Origin of the sequence: Desulfosporosinus shakirovi (assembly GCF_020595055.1) — a bacterium.
In the GTDB taxonomy this organism is placed as follows: Bacteria; Bacillota; Desulfitobacteriia; order Desulfitobacteriales; family Desulfitobacteriaceae; genus Desulfosporosinus; species Desulfosporosinus shakirovi.
This window is the reverse complement of the sequence record NZ_JAJDOO010000015.1, coordinates 38899-58861: the sequence shown is the minus strand read 5'-3', so window position 1 is coordinate 58861 and position 19963 is coordinate 38899. Positions and strand designations below refer to the sequence as shown.

General features: G+C 42.3%; 16 protein-coding genes. 3 read left to right on the top strand and 13 right to left on the bottom strand.

Annotation, left to right across the window (positions count from 1 at the left end; genetic code table 11):
- Positions 1 to 168: 168 nt before the first annotated feature.
- Positions 169 to 858 (top strand): DNA/RNA nuclease SfsA, encoded by a 690-nt coding sequence (sfsA, locus tag LJE72_RS14310; RefSeq protein WP_229248348.1) that lies wholly within the window; start codon positions 169 to 171, stop codon positions 856 to 858.
- A 114-nt stretch (positions 859 to 972) separates the two neighbouring features.
- Here the strand turns inward: sfsA and LJE72_RS14305 are convergent, their stop codons facing one another.
- From LJE72_RS14305 to LJE72_RS14275, 7 genes are all read right to left on the bottom strand, one after another.
- A complete protein-coding gene (locus LJE72_RS14305; protein WP_229248347.1) occupies positions 973 to 2706 on the bottom strand; it encodes a methyl-accepting chemotaxis protein in 1734 nt (577 codons plus the stop codon).
- Positions 2707 to 2874: 168 nt separating this feature from the next.
- Positions 2875 to 3894 (bottom strand): tripartite tricarboxylate transporter substrate binding protein, encoded by a 1020-nt coding sequence (locus LJE72_RS14300; protein WP_229248346.1) that lies wholly within the window; start codon positions 3892 to 3894, stop codon positions 2875 to 2877.
- A gap of 21 nt (positions 3895 to 3915) precedes the next feature.
- Complete coding sequence (locus LJE72_RS14295; protein WP_229248345.1) at positions 3916 to 5424, bottom strand: tripartite tricarboxylate transporter permease; 1509 nt, start codon at positions 5422 to 5424, stop codon at positions 3916 to 3918.
- A 5-nt stretch (positions 5425 to 5429) separates the two neighbouring features.
- Positions 5430 to 5903 carry a tripartite tricarboxylate transporter TctB family protein gene (locus tag LJE72_RS14290; protein ID WP_229248344.1) on the bottom strand — a complete coding sequence of 158 codons (474 nt, stop codon included), beginning with the start codon at positions 5901 to 5903 and terminating at the stop codon, positions 5430 to 5432.
- Positions 5904 to 6187: 284 nt separating this feature from the next.
- A complete protein-coding gene (locus LJE72_RS14285; RefSeq protein WP_229248343.1) occupies positions 6188 to 8227 on the bottom strand; it encodes an alkaline phosphatase family protein in 2040 nt (679 codons plus the stop codon).
- Positions 8228 to 8320: 93 nt separating this feature from the next.
- Complete coding sequence (locus tag LJE72_RS14280) at positions 8321 to 9670, bottom strand: MFS transporter (protein ID WP_229248341.1); 1350 nt, start codon at positions 9668 to 9670, stop codon at positions 8321 to 8323.
- A gap of 274 nt (positions 9671 to 9944) precedes the next feature.
- Entirely contained in the window at positions 9945 to 10718 is a 774-nt protein-coding gene (locus LJE72_RS14275; RefSeq protein WP_229248339.1) for an N-acyl homoserine lactonase family protein, read from the bottom strand.
- A 210-nt stretch (positions 10719 to 10928) separates the two neighbouring features.
- On the opposite strand from LJE72_RS14275, the gene LJE72_RS14270 reads away from it, so the two are divergent.
- Complete coding sequence (locus tag LJE72_RS14270; protein WP_229248337.1) at positions 10929 to 11825, top strand: LysR family transcriptional regulator; 897 nt, start codon at positions 10929 to 10931, stop codon at positions 11823 to 11825.
- Positions 11826 to 11982: 157 nt separating this feature from the next.
- Here the strand turns inward: LJE72_RS14270 and LJE72_RS14265 are convergent, their stop codons facing one another.
- The 6 genes from LJE72_RS14265 to LJE72_RS14240 all read right to left on the bottom strand — a co-directional run bounded on the left by LJE72_RS14265 (position 11983) and on the right by LJE72_RS14240 (position 18266).
- Complete coding sequence (locus tag LJE72_RS14265) at positions 11983 to 12723, bottom strand: SDR family oxidoreductase (protein ID WP_229248336.1); 741 nt, start codon at positions 12721 to 12723, stop codon at positions 11983 to 11985.
- A gap of 159 nt (positions 12724 to 12882) precedes the next feature.
- Positions 12883 to 14103, bottom strand: coding sequence for an FAD-dependent oxidoreductase (locus tag LJE72_RS14260; RefSeq protein ID WP_229248335.1), 1221 nt, complete (start codon positions 14101 to 14103; stop codon positions 12883 to 12885).
- Between the two features lie 20 nt (positions 14104 to 14123).
- A complete protein-coding gene (locus tag LJE72_RS14255; RefSeq protein ID WP_229248334.1) occupies positions 14124 to 14450 on the bottom strand; it encodes a thioredoxin family protein in 327 nt (108 codons plus the stop codon).
- 89 nt (positions 14451 to 14539) lie between these two features.
- Positions 14540 to 15718, bottom strand: a complete 1179-nt coding sequence (locus tag LJE72_RS14250; protein ID WP_229248333.1) for an acetyl-CoA C-acetyltransferase — start codon at positions 15716 to 15718, stop codon at positions 14540 to 14542.
- 50 nt (positions 15719 to 15768) lie between these two features.
- Positions 15769 to 16512: a glucose 1-dehydrogenase gene (locus LJE72_RS14245; protein WP_229248332.1), complete on the bottom strand. Its 744-nt coding sequence runs from the start codon at positions 16510 to 16512 to the stop codon at positions 15769 to 15771.
- A gap of 320 nt (positions 16513 to 16832) precedes the next feature.
- The gene (locus tag LJE72_RS14240; RefSeq protein ID WP_229248331.1) at positions 16833 to 18266 is read right to left on the bottom strand and encodes a sigma-54 interaction domain-containing protein; all 1434 of its coding nucleotides are present in this window, start codon (positions 18264 to 18266) and stop codon (positions 16833 to 16835) included.
- Between the two features lie 378 nt (positions 18267 to 18644).
- Between LJE72_RS14240 and LJE72_RS14235 the strand changes: the two genes are divergently transcribed.
- Positions 18645 to 19949 carry an acetyl-CoA hydrolase/transferase family protein gene (locus tag LJE72_RS14235; protein ID WP_229248329.1) on the top strand — a complete coding sequence of 435 codons (1305 nt, stop codon included), beginning with the start codon at positions 18645 to 18647 and terminating at the stop codon, positions 19947 to 19949.
- Positions 19950 to 19963: the final 14 nt, after the last annotated feature.

The following is a 19963-nucleotide window of genomic DNA, read 5'->3' as shown; positions in this document are numbered from 1 at the left end:
CCTTTAGGAGGCTGGCAAAAATTCTGAATAGCTCCAAAGACTATGGCACATTATTCAAAAATCTATTTCTTTTTTGAGGAACTAAAAGCGGAGCCACCGGTTCACATTAGGTATTTCTTGATAGAATGCTATCGGTAAGCTATGATCTAATGATAAAGAGGTGCAAGCATGAAGTATACATCAGTTAAAGTCGCAAAATTTATAAAACGTCCTAATAGATTTATTGCACATGTTATTCTAGACAATAAGGAAGAATTTGTTCATGTTAAAACTACGGGGCGCTGCAGAGAGTTGCTCCAGGAAGGAAATTTGGTGGTTTTAGAAGAAGCAAAAAATCCAGAACGGAAGACAAAGTACTCTATTATTGCCGCATACAAGGGAGATGTTCTGATCAATATCGATTCACAGATTCCAAATATGGTTGTCTATCATGGTATAACGGAAGGGAAAATCAAAGAAATACATGATGTTACAAAGCTGTCCAAAGAGATTGTTTACGGTAATTCTAGATTTGATTTGTACTTTGAAACCAAAGAACTGAGAGGGTTTATAGAAGTAAAAGGTGTAACCCTTGAAACCGAAGGTATTGCCATGTTCCCAGATGCCCCTACTCAGAGGGGCTGCAAGCATATCTATGAAATGATCAAAGCTGTGGAAGATGGGTATGCTGGGTTCATTTTCTTTCTCATTCAGATGAAGGGTGTAAAATACTTTAAGCCCCATGAGATAAGAGATCCGGAATTTGCACAGGCTTTGAAGCTTGCCAGTGCAAAAGGAGTGACGATTCTGGCTTATGATTCTATCGTCGATGAAGACGGGATAACCTTAGGAACTCCCATCGAAGTCCGTCTTTTTTAAGCTTTCAGCTTCATTATTCCTGATCTCTCAGATTAACGACTTGAGCCTTTTCTGTAGGTTGCTGAGCGGTCAATGGGTCTCCCACTTGCAGAAGCGGGAGACCCATCCCATTGGTTAAATTTTGAACTTCTCCACCATTGTATTCAAGTTCAGAGTGTGTTCGGCCTGGGTCTGGGCAACCTTGGTCACTTGATCCATAGCCTTGGCCATTTTACCCATATTTTTGGCGATTTCCTGGGAACTGCTCGTCGTTTCTTGAACTGATGCTGAAACGGTTTGAATTGCGTTATTCACTTGTTCGATAGAGGTAAACATTTGTCCTGAAGTCGCAGCGAAGTCTTCCACCAGCGTTCCTATCATATTGGCATCCTTGGCATATTGTCCTTCTGCCTGCACAAGCATCTCGTAATCAGGAATTACCTTTTCATCAATAAATTTTAAAATTTCTGAAGAATTTTGCGAAAGATTGCCAAATACTTCTGTGACTTTGCTGATAACCTTATGAATTCCAGCCACCGTCTGTGCTGATTGTTCAGCCAGCTTTCGTACCTCTTCTGCGACAACCGCAAAGCCTCTCCCCTGCTCTCCTGCCCGGGCTGCTTCGATAGCGGCGTTCAAAGCCAATAGATTAGTCTGCTCAGCAATACCGGCAATGGTTTCAGCCATTATACCTATTTTCTGAACGACTTCACCGTTTTTAATCGCTTCGATGATTTCCCCTTGCTTTTGCAAATAAATGCTTCGGGTCACGCCCCTTGAAGTTTCAGCATTTTCACGCATCATCTGGGCTTTCTTCTCGATTTCCCTGACGATTATCTTGCCCTCATACGCTTTCTCGGCAAGCATATTGGCCCCTTTGCTGATCTCCCTTCCCGAGGCCAGCATTTCTTCCGTGGAAGCAGCAGTCTCCTCCATTCCCGCCGCTATTTGTTCAGTCCCGACATTAATATTTTGTCCCTGATCGTTAAGTTCCCCAGCCGAAATTGATAATTCCTCTCCGGCTGTCTTTAATTTTTCAGCGGCAAGCATTACATTTTTCAAGAGGCAGCTCATGTTATTGTCGATATCATCATAGGCTCGGGCTAATTCGCCAATTTCGTCCGTCCTCTTGATAAAGTTATTTTGTTGATCCCTAGAAAAATCACCTTTGGCAAATAGTTCGGCTTGCTTAACTGCAGCTAAAATCGGACGGCTGATAATTCTGCCTATGATCAGGCTGAGTAACAAGGCCAAAGCAAAACCGCAAGCCGTCAGTATCATAATAATCATTCGGGCTTTAACAAAGTCCTTTTCCGAAGCACGCTGAAGATCTTCATTATATTTCAAAGAACAACTTATCAGTCTTTCGATGATTCCTTCTACCTTAGCCTGATGCATACCGGCCTGCTGATTAAAGTCACTGGCTAAGGCGTAGTTTTTCAGTTCAACTGTTGTAATAGCCTTTTCTCTCAAGTCGCGGTAAACGGCAACCTCACTTTTGAATTCCATTAACAGTCCTTTTTCTTCCTCGGTTAAGTTAAGCAATTGATACTGCTGTATCAACAGGTCGTTATCCTCTATAGACTGCGCAATAACCATTCTGGAATCGCTGATCACTGTGGGATCTTCTGAAACCTGGCTCTTCCAGACTACACTGACCATCTCCGTAGCCCCTTTTTCAAAGTTCTGATTCAAGTGTTCCAGAATTAGAATAGGATCGATTCCATCTTGGGCAATTCTTTTAATATTATTGTTGACTCTGCCTAGGTTAAGCACCCCTGTTAGGCCAACAGTCAGGATTAATATGGCCATCAGTAAAAAGCATATGAAAAGTTTTCTACTGGTTTTTAAATTAATAAACCATTCCATTTCTACTAATCCCACTTTCTTTTAGAACATGGCCTGTGATCAAATCTCGTACTTGCCTGTTCAGGGATTTCAAACAATATAAATACATCAGGATAAATGTTCCAAAGGAATGAGAATGGATTTTGAGTGAAAATCCATTCTCATTAACAATTCATTCTATATTAAGGGTTACTGACGAACGCCCATTGAATCAAACAATTCAGTATACTGTTCAACCTGTTCTTTAATTGAATTATTATAATCTGCAGTATTCAAATAGCTGGCATTGCCGTGCATTTCTTTCATCTTGTTAATAAATTCCGGATCTTTTTCGATTTCAGCAATAGCTTGATCCCATTTCTTCACAATATAATCAGGGGTGCCTTTCGGTACGCTTATACCCCCATACCAAGTAACGTCAATATTTATGCCAAGTTCTTGACAAGTAGGCACATCCGGAAATAATAGGCTCCTCTCTTTTGATGCCACAGCAAGAACTCTTAATTTACCACCTGCAGCAAGAGGATATGTTTCCTGGACTGACTGATCACCCAAAACTGCATGGCCTCCGGCTATCATTGTAATTCCCGCACTACCACTCTGAACAAGAACTGGTTGGGTTTTTTTGTAATCTACACCAATGGCTTTACACAATTCAGCGGCAGTAAGTGCATTCATACTTGTAGTACTTAAACTAGTATGCGTTAATTTTTCTGGATTCTGCTTAATCCATTCGACAAGCTCTTTCATATCCTTAAAAGGAGAATCGGCTGCAACAGAAAAACACATAGGATTATCCACAAATTTAGACACAAAAATTCTATCCTCAAGCTTTATAGGTGGATTCTTCATTCCGGCCGCCATCAATACGGAAGCGGCAATATTATCTGCCACTACAGTATATCCGTCCGGTCTTCCTTGAATTAAGCCATATTGTAATCCGGTAACGTTACCCGCACCGGGTTTGTTAATTACCAGAACAGGCTGTTTCCATTTTTTGCTGACAAAATCGGCAACAAGACGGGCTGTTAGATCAGTGAGACCCCCAGGACCGGCAGGAACCACTAATTCTATTTGTTTTGTTGGATAGGCCGCTTCCTGTTTATCGGTTTGTGATGACCCTTGGGTAGATTGTGATGAGCACCCGGCAACTGTAACTGTCAAAAGCAAGATGCCAATGATCCAAATCATTTTCTTCTTCATTTTCATTATAGATCCCCCCATTATTATTTATACTTCTTCTAATCCGGAGCTGGCTATTCTGCTGTTAGTCCGCCGCCTAAGTATAATGGAAATAATCAAAAGGACACCGGTCACAACAATGAGAGTTAATGAGATTGGGCGTTGAAAGAAAATGAAAGGGTTTTCAAACGCCATCGCAAAAGACTGTAAAAGTGACTTCTCCAACATTGGGCCAAGGATAAAACAAATGATTAAAGGGACTAATGGCCAATGAAATTTTTTCAGAAAGTATCCTAAAATCCCAAATATCAGAGCGACCAGAACATCTAACATATCGTTACGGATAGTATAGGTTCCAACGATAGATATCAGTAAAATAATCGGAGCTAATATACCAAAGGGGACTTGAGTTAGCTTAGCCCAAAGTCCAACAAGAGGAAGATTGAGAACCAAACACACAGCATTCCCGATAAACATGCTGGCTATGACTGCCCAGACAAAGTCTGGATTCTGCTGGAATAGCATCGGTCCGGGTGTAAGGCCATAAATCATAAGTCCCCCTAAAAGGACAGCTAAAGGCGGCGAACCCGGAATGCCAAGAGCAAACAAGGTAATAAAACCTGCTGAACTTGTCGCATTATTAGCAGACTCAGGGGCAGCTACACCTTCTATTGCCCCATGGCCAAATCGCTCCGGTGTTTTCGAACACTTTTTTTCCAGATCATAGGCAAGAAACGTTGTTATAGCAGCGGAGACCCCAGGTAATAATCCCATAAAGAACCCGAGAGTACCTCCGCGAACTATCGTCTTGGCACTTTTTCGCAAATCATTAAGTGTTGGGAAAACCGAGCCGATATTACCCATAGAGATAGCAACTTTCTTCTCTTCAATCCCATTTAATACTTCACTTATGGCAAACAACCCGATGACTAGGCTGATAACATCAAGGCCCCCCCATAAGGGCGCATAGCCAAAGGTCAGTCGCGGCATATTCGTCATCGTTCCCAGTCCGATTAAGGATAGAAGGTATCCAAAAAAGCCCATTGCTAAGGCTTTACTTATAGATGCTCCCCCTAAACCTATTACTACAGTTAAAGCCAAGAGCATCAGGGCAAAATACTCTGGCGGACCGAACTTAAGTGCTTGATCAGCAAACAGGGGGCCAAAAAAAACCAAAGCAATTACCCCCATTGTCCCGGCAGCGAACGAACTAAACGCTGCGGTCCCCAGTGCCGGCCCCCCCCGACCCTGCTTAGCCATGGGATGACCGTCGAGACATGTAGCCACAGCAGCAGCATCCCCAGGAATGCCTAACAAGATTGCCGAAGAGGCTCCCCCATACATAGCTCCATAGTAGATTCCTGCCAGCATGATAATAGCCTTTGTAGGGGATAAGACGGCAGTAAGCGGCAACAAAATGGCAATCGCAGAGGTTGGCCCTAAGCCTGGCAATGCGCCCACCAGCGTACCGACAAAAGCGCCTATTGCAGCCATCAGTAAATTGTCTGGTTGCAGAGCCGTTGCAAATCCAGAGAGCAGCAAGTGTAATGTTTCCATTCTAATTACCTACCTAACCATAATAAAATACTAGGTTCCGGAAATGGGGACTGCAGCCACATCACAAATAATCCGTAAAATGCCATGGTGAGCACTGCCGCAAACACAGTACAACCCAACCACCCATAAGCACTCATGGTTCGGAATAACCCCAATCCGATAATAAACGTACTGGCCGTGTAGCCAATTACCTGCAATAATACCCAATAAGCAAACAATAAACCTGTAACTAAAAGCATCTTTTTACGCAGCTCACCGGTAGGAAACTCTGCCTGCCTATCCCCCTGTGGCTTGAATACAAAGATAAATAGTCCCCCGAGAATCATCAGTGCCACACCTAAAAATCCGATAAATGTTTCGTCGCCTACGATGGATCTTCCAATATGCAGAGGATACAACCGTATCGCCTCAAAAACAGCCAAACCACCAATAACAAAGAGAATTACACCGGCTATCCGGTCCGCCAGCAAAGTTTTCACAGCTTCACACCTCCTCTACAAAGTGCCGGGAAATTCCAGCAACAGTTTTACCACGACGTTGTGTGTTCAAAAACTTACCTCCTAGGTTTTGAAATTAGTCTGATAATTGGATCTGAAACTGCCGTCATATCCCCTCCCCTGATTTGATTTATTAAACTGTTTATCTGTAAATATAACTTGGATATGGTGTAAGAGATTACATTCACAATATTGCAATCTTTCGTCTAATCATTCTAAACATCTCCCGCTTGCCAAAGCGGGAGATGAATCTGCCATTAAATTGGTTAAATTTCTTCCGTAAGTATTTGATGCACAGGAGATCCCTCAGACTGAGCCGGTAAACGAACGCCACTGAGAAAAGCCATTGTAGGCGCAAGATCTACCTGACGAATAACCCGTTCAGTTTTATAACCTTGTTTAATCCCCGGCCCGGCTGCCACAAATATCGGTGAAAGAGATGTGTCTGCATAGCCATCTTGGGTTGATAAAGAGTCTGCGTGAATAACATTGTAAGACTCTTCTGTGAAGTAGATGATATCGCCGCACTCCGGTCCGCTCAGACCAATAATTACAGCATCCTTATTACGCATGGCCAGTGCCACAACCCGTTTACCGGTTTTGGGATCGCGGTAAGAATATAAATCAGAGATAATTTGTGTTTCCAAATCGTATTGGTCTTTAGGATCAACGATTCCGTGCTCATCCCGTCCAATTAAGTTGAGATAAATATAATTACCACGGCTGGCCACCGCTTTGGTATTCGCCCAGTCAAATTCGTGATTGCCGTTTTCATCCGTAATTATTTTGGCATAACCAAGTTCTTCCATTACCGGTGTCGTAATTCCGCCTGCCTCGCCTAATTCCACACCGAGATTTTCCTGACAACTCAAGCCATGATCCGAAGTGACAATTATGGTCCAACCCTCATCTAAATAAGGCAGAAATCTTCCCAGATAGTTATCTGTTTGAATATACATTCTCTCTATAAATCCCTGGAATGCTTCTTCGTTATTGTTCCACTTCTCCTGGTGCTTAGCAAAATGCCAGAACAGATGCCCGCCATTATCAACATTATGCAAATGAGAATAAATCACATCATACTTATTGTTTTTCATAAAATAGGTCAAACAATCTGCCTGCCACTGACAATAGTGGTCCCAGGTTGGAATAAATACCTGATCGACAAGTATTTCGTTAGCGCCATTAATTACCGGTCTGTTAGGAACATACCCGATATGATCGATAACTTCCTTGTACAAGCTTTTTGGGTGAAATAAATCATCCCGGCTCACATCCATGGCCATGCCTATGAGCATCGTGACTTCAGAACCGTCAGGCTTAATCGTTAAGACATGGTAATTTCTATTACATAAAATAGTTTCCCCTTGATCATTCTTGATGGTATCAACCACGTCATAAGCCGATTTTCCTCCTTCAATGGTCACAAGAGGCTCTAAATCTTTCTTTGATTTATACACTTCGACCGTATCATAAACACCTTGTTCGTTTTGTAAAAGCAATGCCGGGCGGCGTTCCAGACCTTTTCCCAAGGTAAGAGTAAATTCCTTAGCAACCGCAGGTGCTTTAGCCCAACCTACAGCTTCCTTAATCGGTGACTTTACTGTATCAGCAATCATTTTGGCTAAGACATGTATTTCGTTTTCTTCTTCACAAGTAACAATATTTTTTATGACTTTTGCTCCGCTTGATATGGCTGCTCTTAAGTAACTAGACTCTCCATCATCTTCCAGTAATTCTTCCACATTCTCAATAATACAACCGGCACCAGGCGTAATAGTGGAGGTATTTGGCAAGAATTGTGCCTCTTTAAATTTATCTGAAGCAACGACTATTTTGGAAATATCTACACCGGCAATTCCGGTATTAATGGTCTGAGGCTGAGTGCCTTCCACAACATGAAGATTGGGACTATCTGAAGTGACAGGCCATGAGCTGCCCGGCCAATGCCATACTAAGGTTTTTTTGTCAGCCTCTTCAGCCAAAATATTCCACAAAGGTTCAGCTTTGCAACGTCTGGAGTCCAAATTATAGACCAAACTATCCAGCTGACCATGATTGTGCCCAAAGAAACAAGTAATGCCGTGGGTTCCCGGATAGGCACCGGTAGATAATGTTGTCCAGAGCGTCGGTGTAACGGTAGGCATCGCCCCCAATAAAACCAGATCATCCCGGCAAGAACCTTTGTCTATGAACTTTTGTAAATTAGGCATTTTGCCTTGGTCCAAGAACTTTTTTGCCAGCCTTGGCTCAAAACCATCGACTCCTATAACCGCAATCTTCTCTGTTAAGGCTGTCCTCTTCATTTTCATAATCATCCTTTCGTCACAAATATTTTAAAACCCGCTTTACGCAACATTCCATATCGGGTCTGAAGCAAGCAGAAATGTCACAAAACGTTATGCTGCTTCAATTTCTTCCAATGTTTTGCCTTTTGTTTCAATCCCTATGGTTTTGGACAAGAAGCATAACAACCAGAAACATCCCGCCATCACTAAATAAATTCCAAAAACTGCACCTGTTGATATAATATATCCAAAGAGGATCGGAGCGCAGGCTGAACTAATTCTTCCTGCCGAGTTTGACCAGGCATTAGCCGTAGCCCTTATTTCAGGCGGGTAGAGTTCCGGAACCCATGATACGGTGAGTCCTGCACCTTGCTCATAAAAGAAAGGCATAATAATAAGTATAGCTACTAAGAGAGTTACATTGTTAACGAACATAACGGCTATGGAAGCCGCTCCGGCAACACCGTAACCCACATAAGCCATGGTCTTTCGTCCGAACTTTTCAATGGCCCAAGCTGAATATGCTCTGCCTAATATGGCCACACACGCTACTGCCAGGGTAAGCTTAAATGTTTCGGTTTTAGGTATTCCATATACGGTATTCAAAAGGGAGGGCAGCCACATTGCAAAGCCAAAGTAGGCAAGATTCGTAAAGAAATAGAAAGAAGTCGTAAAAGCAAAGCGTTTTCTATATTTAGGTCCAAAAAGTACTGCTGGGGAAACTTTCTTTGTTTTTATCTCTTGCTCATCCTTGGCTTTTTCTATAATTACCTGATTTAAATCTTCTTCACTTGCACCTAAGCGCCTTAATACTGCAATCGCCTCTTCTTGACGCCCTTTAGCAGCCAGCCAAAGTGGTGACTCAGGTAATTTGATACATGCAACTGCTAAGATAATTGGTACCGCTCCAACGATAAACATCGCTCTCCAACCAAAAACCGGGGCAATAAAAAGAGATATCAGCGAAGCGCCCAACAAACCGGCCGGAAAAAAACAACCTAAGACAGATGTTAATTTTCCCCGAATTGCAAAAGGTGCAATTTCCGAGGTGAAAACACCTGCGATGGGTATTGCACCCCCCAAGAAAAAGCCGGATGCAAAGCGAATAACCATAAATTGGGTTGTATTTGTTGTGAAATAAATTGCTCCGGTAAGTGCTGAGAATCCAGCTATTGTTAGAACCAGGGACCATTTTCGTCCTATTTTGTCTGAAATAGGTCCCCATGCTAAAGATCCAATAAGTGCACCCCAGATACCGGCTGAAGCTAAAACGCCATTGGTAATGGCGTCAATCTTCCACTCAGTTACCATAAAAGGCATTGCATAAGCTACGATATACAAATCAAGTGAATCAACAAAAAATCCCAGCGCTGCACAAATAATAATAAAGTAATGAGTATTAGACAGTTTTAGGTTCTGGGAAATTCCGGATACAGTTTTACCTTCAAGTTGTGTGTTCATAAATTTCCTCCCTCTACATTTAGAAGAATGAGCACTCACTACCTAATTTTAAACAGATAAAGTACAGATACGTACTTTATCTGTTTAGTTTGTTTAACATGATAAGCGCTCTCCTATAGGTCGGCCGCCCAATTAGGAGAACTAAATTCATCTCACCATACACCACCTTTCTGTTTTTAAAAGCAAACTTGTTTTTCTATAATAAATTCATCCATAGTAATCCTAGGTTCCTATCAACGAAGATACTAAGCATCAAACCACTCTTCATTTGTCTTTAAAGCATATGTTTTAATTGTTCAAACGCAGCAATATCATGATCGTACAGTACGGTTGCCTTATTTTCAGCAGCAATCTCCCGTAACTTTTTCATACTCGCATAGCAAGTCTCCAGATCAGTGTGAATTCCCGGCGGAAGATTTTCTTCCCAATTCTTCTTTATATTGACTAAGTCACCGGGAATTATATATTTACCTTTACTTGTATCAACCATCACCCCCTGTGAACCTGCTGAATGTCCGGGCAGAAACAATAACTTAATTCCGTCTGCAAAATCCACATCACCGGAAACCGTTTGAATCTGATTGAAATATCTCATGAAATATGGGATCTGGTGCGAAAGATCCAACTCATATACTCTAATAAATTTGGCATCCGGCGCCACAGCATATTGTAATTCGGCTTTCTGTACGATTACTTTAGCTTGAGGCAATTTGAAGACACCCCAGGCATGATCCCAATGCAGATGGGTCAAAATCACTGTTTTTATTTCTTCTACGGTTGTGTTGAACTTCTTTAAAGCTACAACTAAATGATTCTCTGTTTTACAGGTTAGCGGGTTATGATATTTTCTCCCAAATTCCTCATCCTCGCCTCCCCCACTATCAACCAATAGTTTCTCTCCGGTTTGGTCATTGATGAGTAACCAACCAATCAGGGGCACTTGTGTTCTCCTTGTATTCCCTTCATTGTTCAAACTTTCATCCCATGCCAAAACCTTGGCAAACACACTAAGACGGCCTAGTTCCAAAGGAATTATCCTCCACGACATTGTATCCCTCTCCTTTTAGATCCTTTATCCTTCACCAGGTACACTTTTATAGTAAAGAGTAAACATAATCATGATTTTAGTGAAAACCCTTATTTTTGAATTGTATTTCCAATTTTCTTTAAATGAATTATACTATAGTTAATCTGAGGTGATAATTAACGATTAAGAATGATTGATAAGCTTTAGCTATCAATTAAACGAGGTGATTGGATGGAAATGCGGCAGCTTCGCTATTTTGACTCTATCGTTAAGTATGGAACAATGAGAGAAGCGGCAGCCAAGCTTTTTATAAGTGAACCTTCAATAAGCCAGCAAATTAATGAATTTCAAAAAGAAATTGGGTTACCATTATTTGAGAAGCAAGGAAGAAAAATCGCCTTAACTTCGGAAGGTAAACAACTTCTGCCCTTAGTCAAATCCGTCCTTGAAGCAGTTACCAGCATGGAAAATGCTATTTCTGAAATAGTTAATCCGGAAGTCGGATCTATCAAACTGGGTTTTGTTTCTGTTACAACGCTTGATATAGTCCCTAATAAATTGATGGAATTCGCAAAAATTTGTCCCGACATTCGAGTTGAAATGGTTGAAAGCGGAACATTAGAACTTATTGAGTGCCTTCTTAATGGTAATGTTGATGTAGCTTTAATTTCTGTGAACAGTAGAATAAAATCAGTCATTGAATTATCAGATATGCAATGCAAAATATTGTCGAACGTAAGTTCTGTCGCAATTGTTTCATATAATCATCCCTTTGCAAAACAAGATAAAATTTCACTCAACCAGCTATTGGATGAACGAATAATTTTGCGGCGTCAAGGGGTTTATCGGGAAGAGATTTTCAGCTTATTAGGAGATGCTATAAAAAGGGATAGTATTTACTCTGTAGACACTCAAGATATTGCCCTTAAATTAGTAGAATTAGGCCTTGGAATTACAATTATTCCTGAACCTTACATTAGTACATGGAAGTTAAATGAAAATCCTCAAGTAAAAATACTATTATTGGATGATTTTCAAATTAATTTGGATATATGTTTAATTTATAAAAAGAACCAATATCGTCCAAAGTTTCTTGCGAATTTCATGCGGATATTTTCGGATAATTAATGTTTAATGTTGGACTAACGCTTAAGATAAAAGGGGCATGTGAAAACTCAGTCTCTAAAATACTAAGTGGTTACAACCCTCAAAAAGCGTCCTCATTACACTACCAAAGTGGCGTGAGGACGCTTTTGTTTTGTCGATGTTCATCCCATCTTATTCTTTATCTCGATCCGCCGCTGACCACAATGCACTGTCCTGACACGTAGCTCGCGTCGTCACTCCCGAGAAATGCCGCAACCGCGGCGATATCTTCCGGTTCTCCCAGCCTCTTTAACGGGATCTGCCTGATCTGTTCAGCTAAGATCTCCGGCGGCACCTCGTTGGCCATATCCGTATTGACAAACCCCGGTGCGATGCAATTGACCGTAACATTTTTGGGCCCGCCTTCTTTGGCCAGAGTCTTCGTAAAACTGATGACCGCTCCTTTCGACGCTGCGTAGTTCGCCTGGCCCGGGTTCCCAAAGGCGGAAGTTGAGGCAATATTGACGATCCTGCCGCAGCACTTCTCACGCATTATGGGAAAAACATATTTGCAGGTATAGTAGGTACCGTTCAAGTTTACGTTTAACACCGCATGCCATGCTTCGTCCGTCATCTTGTGGAAGATTGCGTCCCTTGTGATCCCGGCGTTATTGACCAGGATATCGATGGTTCCGAATTTTTCCGCCACCGTTTTGATCGCTTCTGAGACCTGCGCCTCGCTTCCCACGTCGCATTTCACAGCCAGCACTCTTTCTCCGGAGGGGTCTATTTCTGCCGCAGTTCTTTTGGCAAGCTCGTAATCATATTCCAATATAGCGACGCCCGCAGCTTCGTCTTCAATGAAGCGTTTGGCGATAGCCGCACCGATCCCCTTACCGGCTCCGGTTACTACTGCGTATTTTCCTTTCAATGTCCGCATTTCAAGTATCTCCTTCCCTATTCTGCTGTTTACTCTATAACTCAAACGAACTTTAAACTTTAGGTATATCCAAATATTATGATAACCGTCATGTAGAATACCATTGTACAGCCCCCACGGACGGGGATGACTATTTACACCCTTATCCCCATGGATATTTTATAATTGAGATTTTAGCTTGTCTTTACCTGTGCAACAATTCAGGCGCTTGATTTCCAGCCCTTTCTCCAGCAACACCACGGACGGCACCTTGTCAATCTGATATTTATGTGCCAAATTCTTCTTGGTAGCCATGTCTATTTTGACGATCTTGTAGCTTTCCGGGAGTTCCAGGTTGACTTCTTCCAATGAGGTGCTGAATTCCAGGCTCTCATGATTAAAAGCGTCAAAGAAGAGGAGCAATACCTTTTTCTCACTTTGCAAAACCTTCAGTTGAAAGGAGTCTTGCTCTTCGATATATCGTTCGGCCGCTACTGCCGCTGTTGCGCCGTCGCTTGCTGCCGTAACCACTTGTCTCAAATATTTACTGCGATTATCTCCTACGGCATAAACACCTTCCAGATTCGTTTCCATCTGTTCGCTGACAGGAATATACCCTCTTTTGTCCATCTCCAGTCTACTTGCTTTTAAAAACTGCGTGGAAGGAATCATGCCCACAAAGAAGAATACCCCCTGACAAGGAAATTCAGTTAATTCCCCTGTTTTGATATTTCTGATTTTTACCCCTTCGACGCTCTCTTCTCCCAAGACTTCTTCAATCGTGGAATTCCAGACAAATTCCATCTTTTCGTGCCTCAACGCGCCTTCGGCACTGACTTTATTGCAATCTAAAATCCCCTCATCGTGAAGTACAATAACGGTTACTTTTCGCGCAAACTTGGCAATATACATGCCTTCTTCGATGGCCTGGTCTCCGCTTCCGATGACAACGACATCTTCTCCTTCGAAAAACTCCGCATCACAAGTTGCACAATAGGCAACCCCGCTGCCTTGAAGTTCCTTTTCCCCCGGGATGTCCAGAAGTCTCGGTTCATTACCGACAGCAATAATTACTGCCTTAGCAAAGAATTCTTTCTTCTTTTTCGTGGTCACCTTTTTTCGTTCCCCGGCAAAATCCGTACCGACAACCTCATCTTTTAAAAACTCAACGCCAAAGCTTTCAGCATGTTTGGCAAAATCACCCATGAGATCCGGGCCGCTGACCTTGATAGTTCCCGGATAATTCACAATTTCCCGGGTGGTATCAGCCATTCCCCCCAGCGTCCCCTTATTAATGAGAAGGGTCTTGAGTTTCGCTCTGCCGCCATAAATCGCTGCAGAAAGGCCGGCAGGTCCGCCGCCAATGATGATCAAGTCATAAGAATTATTGGCGTCTTCCATTTCACTCTACTCCTTTTTCATTAAGCTTCTTGGACTGCTGCAATTTTTTCTTCCACTTTTTCCTCATCCACAAGTCCGGCATGTTTTCCCTGGAATTCCCCTTCATTAAAATAGAGAATTTGCGGCACACCTTTTAAGGAGAACCGCTGAAATAAACCGGCATTTTCTTCTATATCGACATAATAGAAACCAAAGACACCTTCATATTTCGGTTGTAATTCTTCCAAAAGCGGCACAACTTGTTTGCAAACGTGACAGGTTTTTCTTGAAAAAATAACCAAACAAGGCTTCCCCTTGTCGTAAATCATCTCCTCAAAAGTATTTGAATTTAATTGTTGTAATGGCATATTCCCCACTCCTTTATATCAGACGTATTATATTTTCTATGAGGATTTGCGCTTTTTAGATGACGCAAATCCTGTTTTGATATTAGCCGCTAGCGCTCAACGACAACCGCAATCCCCTGCCCGCCGCCGATACAAAGGGTCGCCAGGCCGAGTTTATCGTTTCTTTTCTTCATCTCATACAGTAAAGTTACGAGAATCCGGGTGCCGCTTGCGCCAATCGGATGCCCTAAAGCGATTGCACCTCCATTGACATTCACTTTCTTTGGTGGAAAGCCCAATTCCTTGGCCACTGCTAAGGTCTGGGAGGCAAAGGCTTCATTGGCTTCAATAAGATCAAGCTCTTCCATCCCGACGTCTGCTTTCTGCAAAGCCTTTTTTACAGCGTTGACCGGTCCGACTCCCATAATAGCCGGATCCACCCCTGCCATTCCATATCCTTTCAATACCGCAAGATAAGCGAGCCCTAAGGAATCAGCTTTCTCTTTACTCATCATGACACAGGCCGCCGCCGCATCATTAATGCCGGAAGCATTGCCGGCGGTTACCGTACCGTCTGTTTTGAAAGCGGGTCTTAACTTCGCTAAAGTTTCCACCGTTGTTCCCGTCCGGGGGTGTTCATCGGTGTCGAAAATAACCGCTTCCCCTTTTCTTTGCGGAATAACCACCGGTACGATCTCTTCCGCAAACCGTCCTTTTTCAATTGCAGCCACAGCCTTTTCCTGGCTCCCAGCTGCAAACTCATCCTGCTCCACGCGGCCAATGCTAAATTTTTCAGCGACATTCTCCGCAGTAATCCCCATATGGTAATCATTAAAGGCACACCACAGACCATCCTTGATCATACTGTCTACAATTGTGCCGTTGCCCATGCTTTGGCCCCATCTGGCTTGGTTCAAGACAAAGGGGGCATCCGACATGATTTCCATCCCGCCTGCTACAACAATATCGGCATCTCCGGCCATAATGGCCTGAGCCGCAGAAACAATCGATTTAAGTCCCGAACCGCAAACCACATTAATGGTTTGCGCAGTCGTTTCCACAGGTAGCCCTGCTTTTAAGGCTGCCTGGCGGGCGGGATTCTGACCCAGCCCGGCTTGCAAAACATTTCCCATGATGACTTCATCCACTTGCTCTCCTTGAATCCCTGCCCTGCGAACCGCTTCTTTAATAACCAGCGCCCCTAAATTTGCCGCCCCGTACCCTTTCAGGGCACCACCGAATGAGGCGATGGGAGTACGAACCCCACTGACTATAACAACCTCTTGCAACACTATTCCTCCTCGCCCTTATACTGTCGGCTTGCCGTTAGTATCCCGAGCTATCTGTACATGTAGCCTCCGGCCACCAAAAGTTCCTCCCCAGTAACCCAGGAGGCTTCTTCACTGCACAAATATGCGACGGCGTCAGCTACTTCCGACGGTTTCCCCATTCTCTTAAATGCGGTCTTGTTGACCAAATCTTCAAGCACATTCTTCGGCACAGCACGCATCATCTCAGTATCAATCACACCGGGTCGTACACAGTTAACATTGATATTATATCTTCCGCCTTCTCTGGCCAGACTCTTCGTCACAGCAATAATACCCGCTTTGGTAAAAGAATAATTAGCCTGTCCGGCTTCGCCGCTGGAATTTGTCGAAGACAAATTGCAAATTTTTCCGTATTTCTTATCTTTCATAATCAGCCAAGCTTCTTGTGTGCAGTTAAATAAACCTTTACCATTCACGGCGATCACATCATCCCATTGTTGCTCTGTCATTTTATGAAATATGGCATCTCGCGTAATTCCGGCATTATTCACAAGGATATCCACCGTACCAAACTTGTCTGCAATCGCTACGAAAGCAGCTTTCACCTCAGGTCGATTGACAATATTACATCCCAGACCAATAGCCTTTTCGCCGCTGGGGTCAAGTTCGAGTGCCAATTGTTGAGCTCCGGCCGCATCGACATCAATTATCACAACCTTTGCTCCCTCAGCATAAAACTTCCTCACAATCGACTCCCCGATCCCTTTGGCTCCACCGGTAATTAAGGCAATTCTTCCATCAAATCTTGCCATAAACAAACAACACCTTTCTCTACATACTTTTTTGTTCAGAGATACCTCTCCAACATCTTTTGGGTCCTATGTTTTCAACACACGCAAAAAACATGCCAAATGATAAACGAATATTTATATTTCGATTTGTAAAGAGTTTTTAGGAATCTTGAAGTAAGCCTTCATGGCATAAACTCTTCGTATATAGCAAATTCGCTATAATTTATGTTGCAAATTTACTATATATATTATTTTCACAACTAAAAGGATGAAAGACAAAATCAAAGCCTCTTCAAACTGAACTGCTGAAGAGGCTTTGATTCATATTCATATTCAACTTTTTATTTCTGATTCCTTAGATTGACCACTTGAACCTTTCTGTAGATTGCTGAGCGGTCAACGCATAGTATCCTCGCTGCTTCACTTACGCACCCATTACATTCATGTAAAATATTTTTAATATATTCCTTCTCGACTTGATCCATTGTCTTCTTGAGTGGGGCTTTTGAACTTACAGTAATATGAAAGGTCCCGTTTTCTTGATGATTTAGGTTAGTCACAATATTTCGCGCTAAATTTGTCATTTCCTCAACCTGGTAATCAATCACGCGGCCCCTGGTTGTTATCGCTAAGCGTTCAATCAAATTGCGAAGTTCGCGGACATTTCCAGGCCAACTATAGTTCAGAAATCCTTGGAGGGTTTCAGTTGAAAACACCTTGTCGTACCCATACTTTTTATTTAATTCTTCTAAGAAGATATTACTCATAGTCATAATATCCTCGGGACGTTCGCGCAGAGGAGTTAAATGAAGAGGAACGACATTAATCCGGTAAAAGAGATCTTCCCGAAAGGTTTTACCCGCAACCATCACTTTCAAATCACGATTTGTAGCAGAAATTAAGCGAAAGTTTACTTTTTTTGAAGCTGTTCCCCCAATTCTTCTCACTTCGCCGTCTTCTAAGATACGCAATAATTTTGCCTGAAGGATAAGCGGCATCTCACCGATCTCATCAAGGAAGATCGTCCCCTTATCGGCCAGTTCAAATAATCCCGGTTTTCCCTTGGCATCTGCACCCGTAAAGGATCCCTTTTCATAACCGAACAATTCAGCTTCAATTAAGTTTTCGGGAATCGCTGAACAATTCACCGTGATAAAGGCTTCTTTCGATCGGCCGCTGATACTATATAGATACTTTGCCAGTATTTCTTTACCTGTACCAGATTGGCCGTATAAGAGGACAGATGTTTCTGTTGGTCCTACCGAATTCGCTTCAAGCAGTAAGTTTTTCATGGCCAGACTCTCAGCAACTAAATGCCGGTTCTTAAAACCTTGATCCCTTAAATATTGAACTTCATCTTTATAGCGTTGAACAAGTTCCCTCTCTTTGTCCAAAGTCTGAGCTAATTTCACAAGCGTATCCTGATCCCGGCTATTACTGATAACCATCGTAATGTTTCCATGAGTATCAAGTAACGGCCGGCTGGTGCACATCAGATTTACACCATCCCGGGTTTTAATTACTCCAGTCACTGTTGTTTTCTTCTCGATGGCTTCCAGGGCAATTGATTTATCCCAATAACCTTCTTCAACAAGTTCTCTGATATTTTTACCGACCATTTTCGTCGTTGGTAAGTTCAGAAGTCGTTCAGCTGTCGGATTTACCATTAAAATATTCCCCGTGGCATCAGTAACAAAAATTGAATCATAAGAATTATCCATGACTTCTTGAAGGGAATATGAGTTGCTTTTAATAGAACTTTTTGTCTCAATCATTAATTTCACCCTTATTATTAATTAAATAGTTCACTGACAGGAAAAATTATAAAGTATAAATAATTATAAATTATAATAAAGAATTGAACAACACTTTAAAGACAGGTCTATTCTACCGGCTCCAGTGTCGACTATCCATTGTGATATGATTTACTGTCAATGTTAAATGTATTGCATCTATTACATATATAGTAAAACTACAACAGTTAAGCGTTGTAGTTTTACTATATATTCTCTCTGAGTAAGATGATAATTATCCATTCAAACGGTAGATTAGACATCTAACTTCTATTTGTATCTTACACATGTATTTGGCATGATTTTTGCTTATAGATAGTTTAGTCCAAATTCTTATAGTTTGAAAGGAGTGTCTTCCTAATGGATTGGAGAGAAACGTATAAGAGCCGCTTAACAACTGCTGATGAAGCAGTAAAAGTCGTTAAGTCAGGTGATTTCGTTATACCCGGTCATGCAGCAAGCGAATCAGAACTACTTGTAAAGGCTCTAGCCAAACGTTACCTTGAGTTGGAAAATGTCACCATAATCCAAGGGGTTTCCCTTGGTAGTTCACCTTACTGTAAACCTGAAATGGCAGGTCATTTTATCTTGAAATCCATGTTTGTCGGTGCAAATACCCGAAAATCAATCTGGGAAAACCGTGGGACCTTCTTCCCGCTGATGTTTCACGAGTTCCCTCGAGCTTTTCGCGAAGGTTATTTAGGATCTGACGTCTTTATCACGATGGTTAGCCCGCCTGATGAACATGGCTACTGTAGTCTGGGAATGTCAGTCGATCACTCGAAAGAGTTAGTAAAATGTGCGAAGGTAGTCATCGCTGAAGTTAATCCAAATGTCCCACGTACCTATGGAGATACCTTTGTTCATGTCAGTGATCTTGATTACATTGTAGAGAACCATGGCCCTATTCTGGAACTCACTCGTTTTGCAACCATGGATGAAGTTACTCAAGCCATAGGTCGAAATGTAGCTAAGCTTATTAAAGATGGCGATACACTCCAAATGGGTGCCGGAACTATACCAGATGCCATACTTCACTACCTCAAGGATAAACGTGACCTGGGCATTCACACGGAAATGATTTCCGATGGTCTTATTGATCTTATTGAGTCCGGAATCGTTAATTGCTCTAAAAAAACCTTAAATCCAGGAAAAATCATTCTAACCTTTGCTCAAGGGAGTAAGAAGGTTTACGAATATATCAATTTAAATCCTATGTTTCAATTTCATCCCGTTGATTACGTCAACAACCCTTGTGTCATTGCTCAAAATGATAATATGGTGGCCATCAATTCTGCTTTAGAAATTGACTTGAGCGGTCAAGTTTGTGCTGAAGCCTTGGGGTCCAAACAGTACAGTGGCATAGGCGGACAATTAGACTTTATCCGGGGCGCAGCAGCTTCCAAGAATGGTCGACCCATTATTGTCCTCCAATCCACTGCTAAAAACGCCACAATCTCAAGAATTTCCTGTCAACTAAAACCCGGAACCCCTATAACGACAACTCGTAATGATGTTCGTTGGGTTGTTACTGAATATGGGGCTGTCAATTTATTTTGCAAATCTGAGAGAGAAAGAGCTGCAGCTCTGATCAGCATCGCCCATCCAAACTTTAGAGATGAGTTGAAAGGCCAATATGCTGAAATTTACGGTCGGGTTTTGTAAAGAGAATTTAGAAT

Bases quoted from the DNA above. Each gene is read 5' to 3' on its own strand.
- LJE72_RS14305 (WP_229248347.1), bottom strand. From the start codon at position 2,706: ATGGAATGGTTTATTAATTTAAAAACCAGTAGAAAACTTTTCATATGC.
- LJE72_RS14235 (WP_229248329.1), top strand. From the start codon at position 18,645: ATGGATTGGAGAGAAACGTATAAGAGCCGCTTAACAACTGCTGATGAA.
- LJE72_RS14285 (WP_229248343.1), bottom strand. From the start codon at position 8,227: ATGAAGAGGACAGCCTTAACAGAGAAGATTGCGGTTATAGGAGTCGAT.
- LJE72_RS14260 (WP_229248335.1), bottom strand. From the start codon at position 14,103: ATGGAAGACGCCAATAATTCTTATGACTTGATCATCATTGGCGGCGGA.
- LJE72_RS14275 (WP_229248339.1), bottom strand. From the start codon at position 10,718: ATGTCGTGGAGGATAATTCCTTTGGAACTAGGCCGTCTTAGTGTGTTT.
- LJE72_RS14295 (WP_229248345.1), bottom strand. From the start codon at position 5,424: ATGGAAACATTACACTTGCTGCTCTCTGGATTTGCAACGGCTCTGCAA.
- LJE72_RS14265 (WP_229248336.1), bottom strand. From the start codon at position 12,723: ATGCGGACATTGAAAGGAAAATACGCAGTAGTAACCGGAGCCGGTAAG.
- LJE72_RS14240 (WP_229248331.1), bottom strand. From the start codon at position 18,266: ATGATTGAGACAAAAAGTTCTATTAAAAGCAACTCATATTCCCTTCAA.
- sfsA (WP_229248348.1), top strand. From the start codon at position 169: ATGAAGTATACATCAGTTAAAGTCGCAAAATTTATAAAACGTCCTAAT.
- LJE72_RS14270 (WP_229248337.1), top strand. From the start codon at position 10,929: ATGGAAATGCGGCAGCTTCGCTATTTTGACTCTATCGTTAAGTATGGA.
- LJE72_RS14245 (WP_229248332.1), bottom strand. From the start codon at position 16,512: ATGGCAAGATTTGATGGAAGAATTGCCTTAATTACCGGTGGAGCCAAA.
- LJE72_RS14255 (WP_229248334.1), bottom strand. From the start codon at position 14,450: ATGCCATTACAACAATTAAATTCAAATACTTTTGAGGAGATGATTTAC.
- LJE72_RS14300 (WP_229248346.1), bottom strand. From the start codon at position 3,894: ATGAAAATGAAGAAGAAAATGATTTGGATCATTGGCATCTTGCTTTTG.
- LJE72_RS14280 (WP_229248341.1), bottom strand. From the start codon at position 9,670: ATGAACACACAACTTGAAGGTAAAACTGTATCCGGAATTTCCCAGAAC.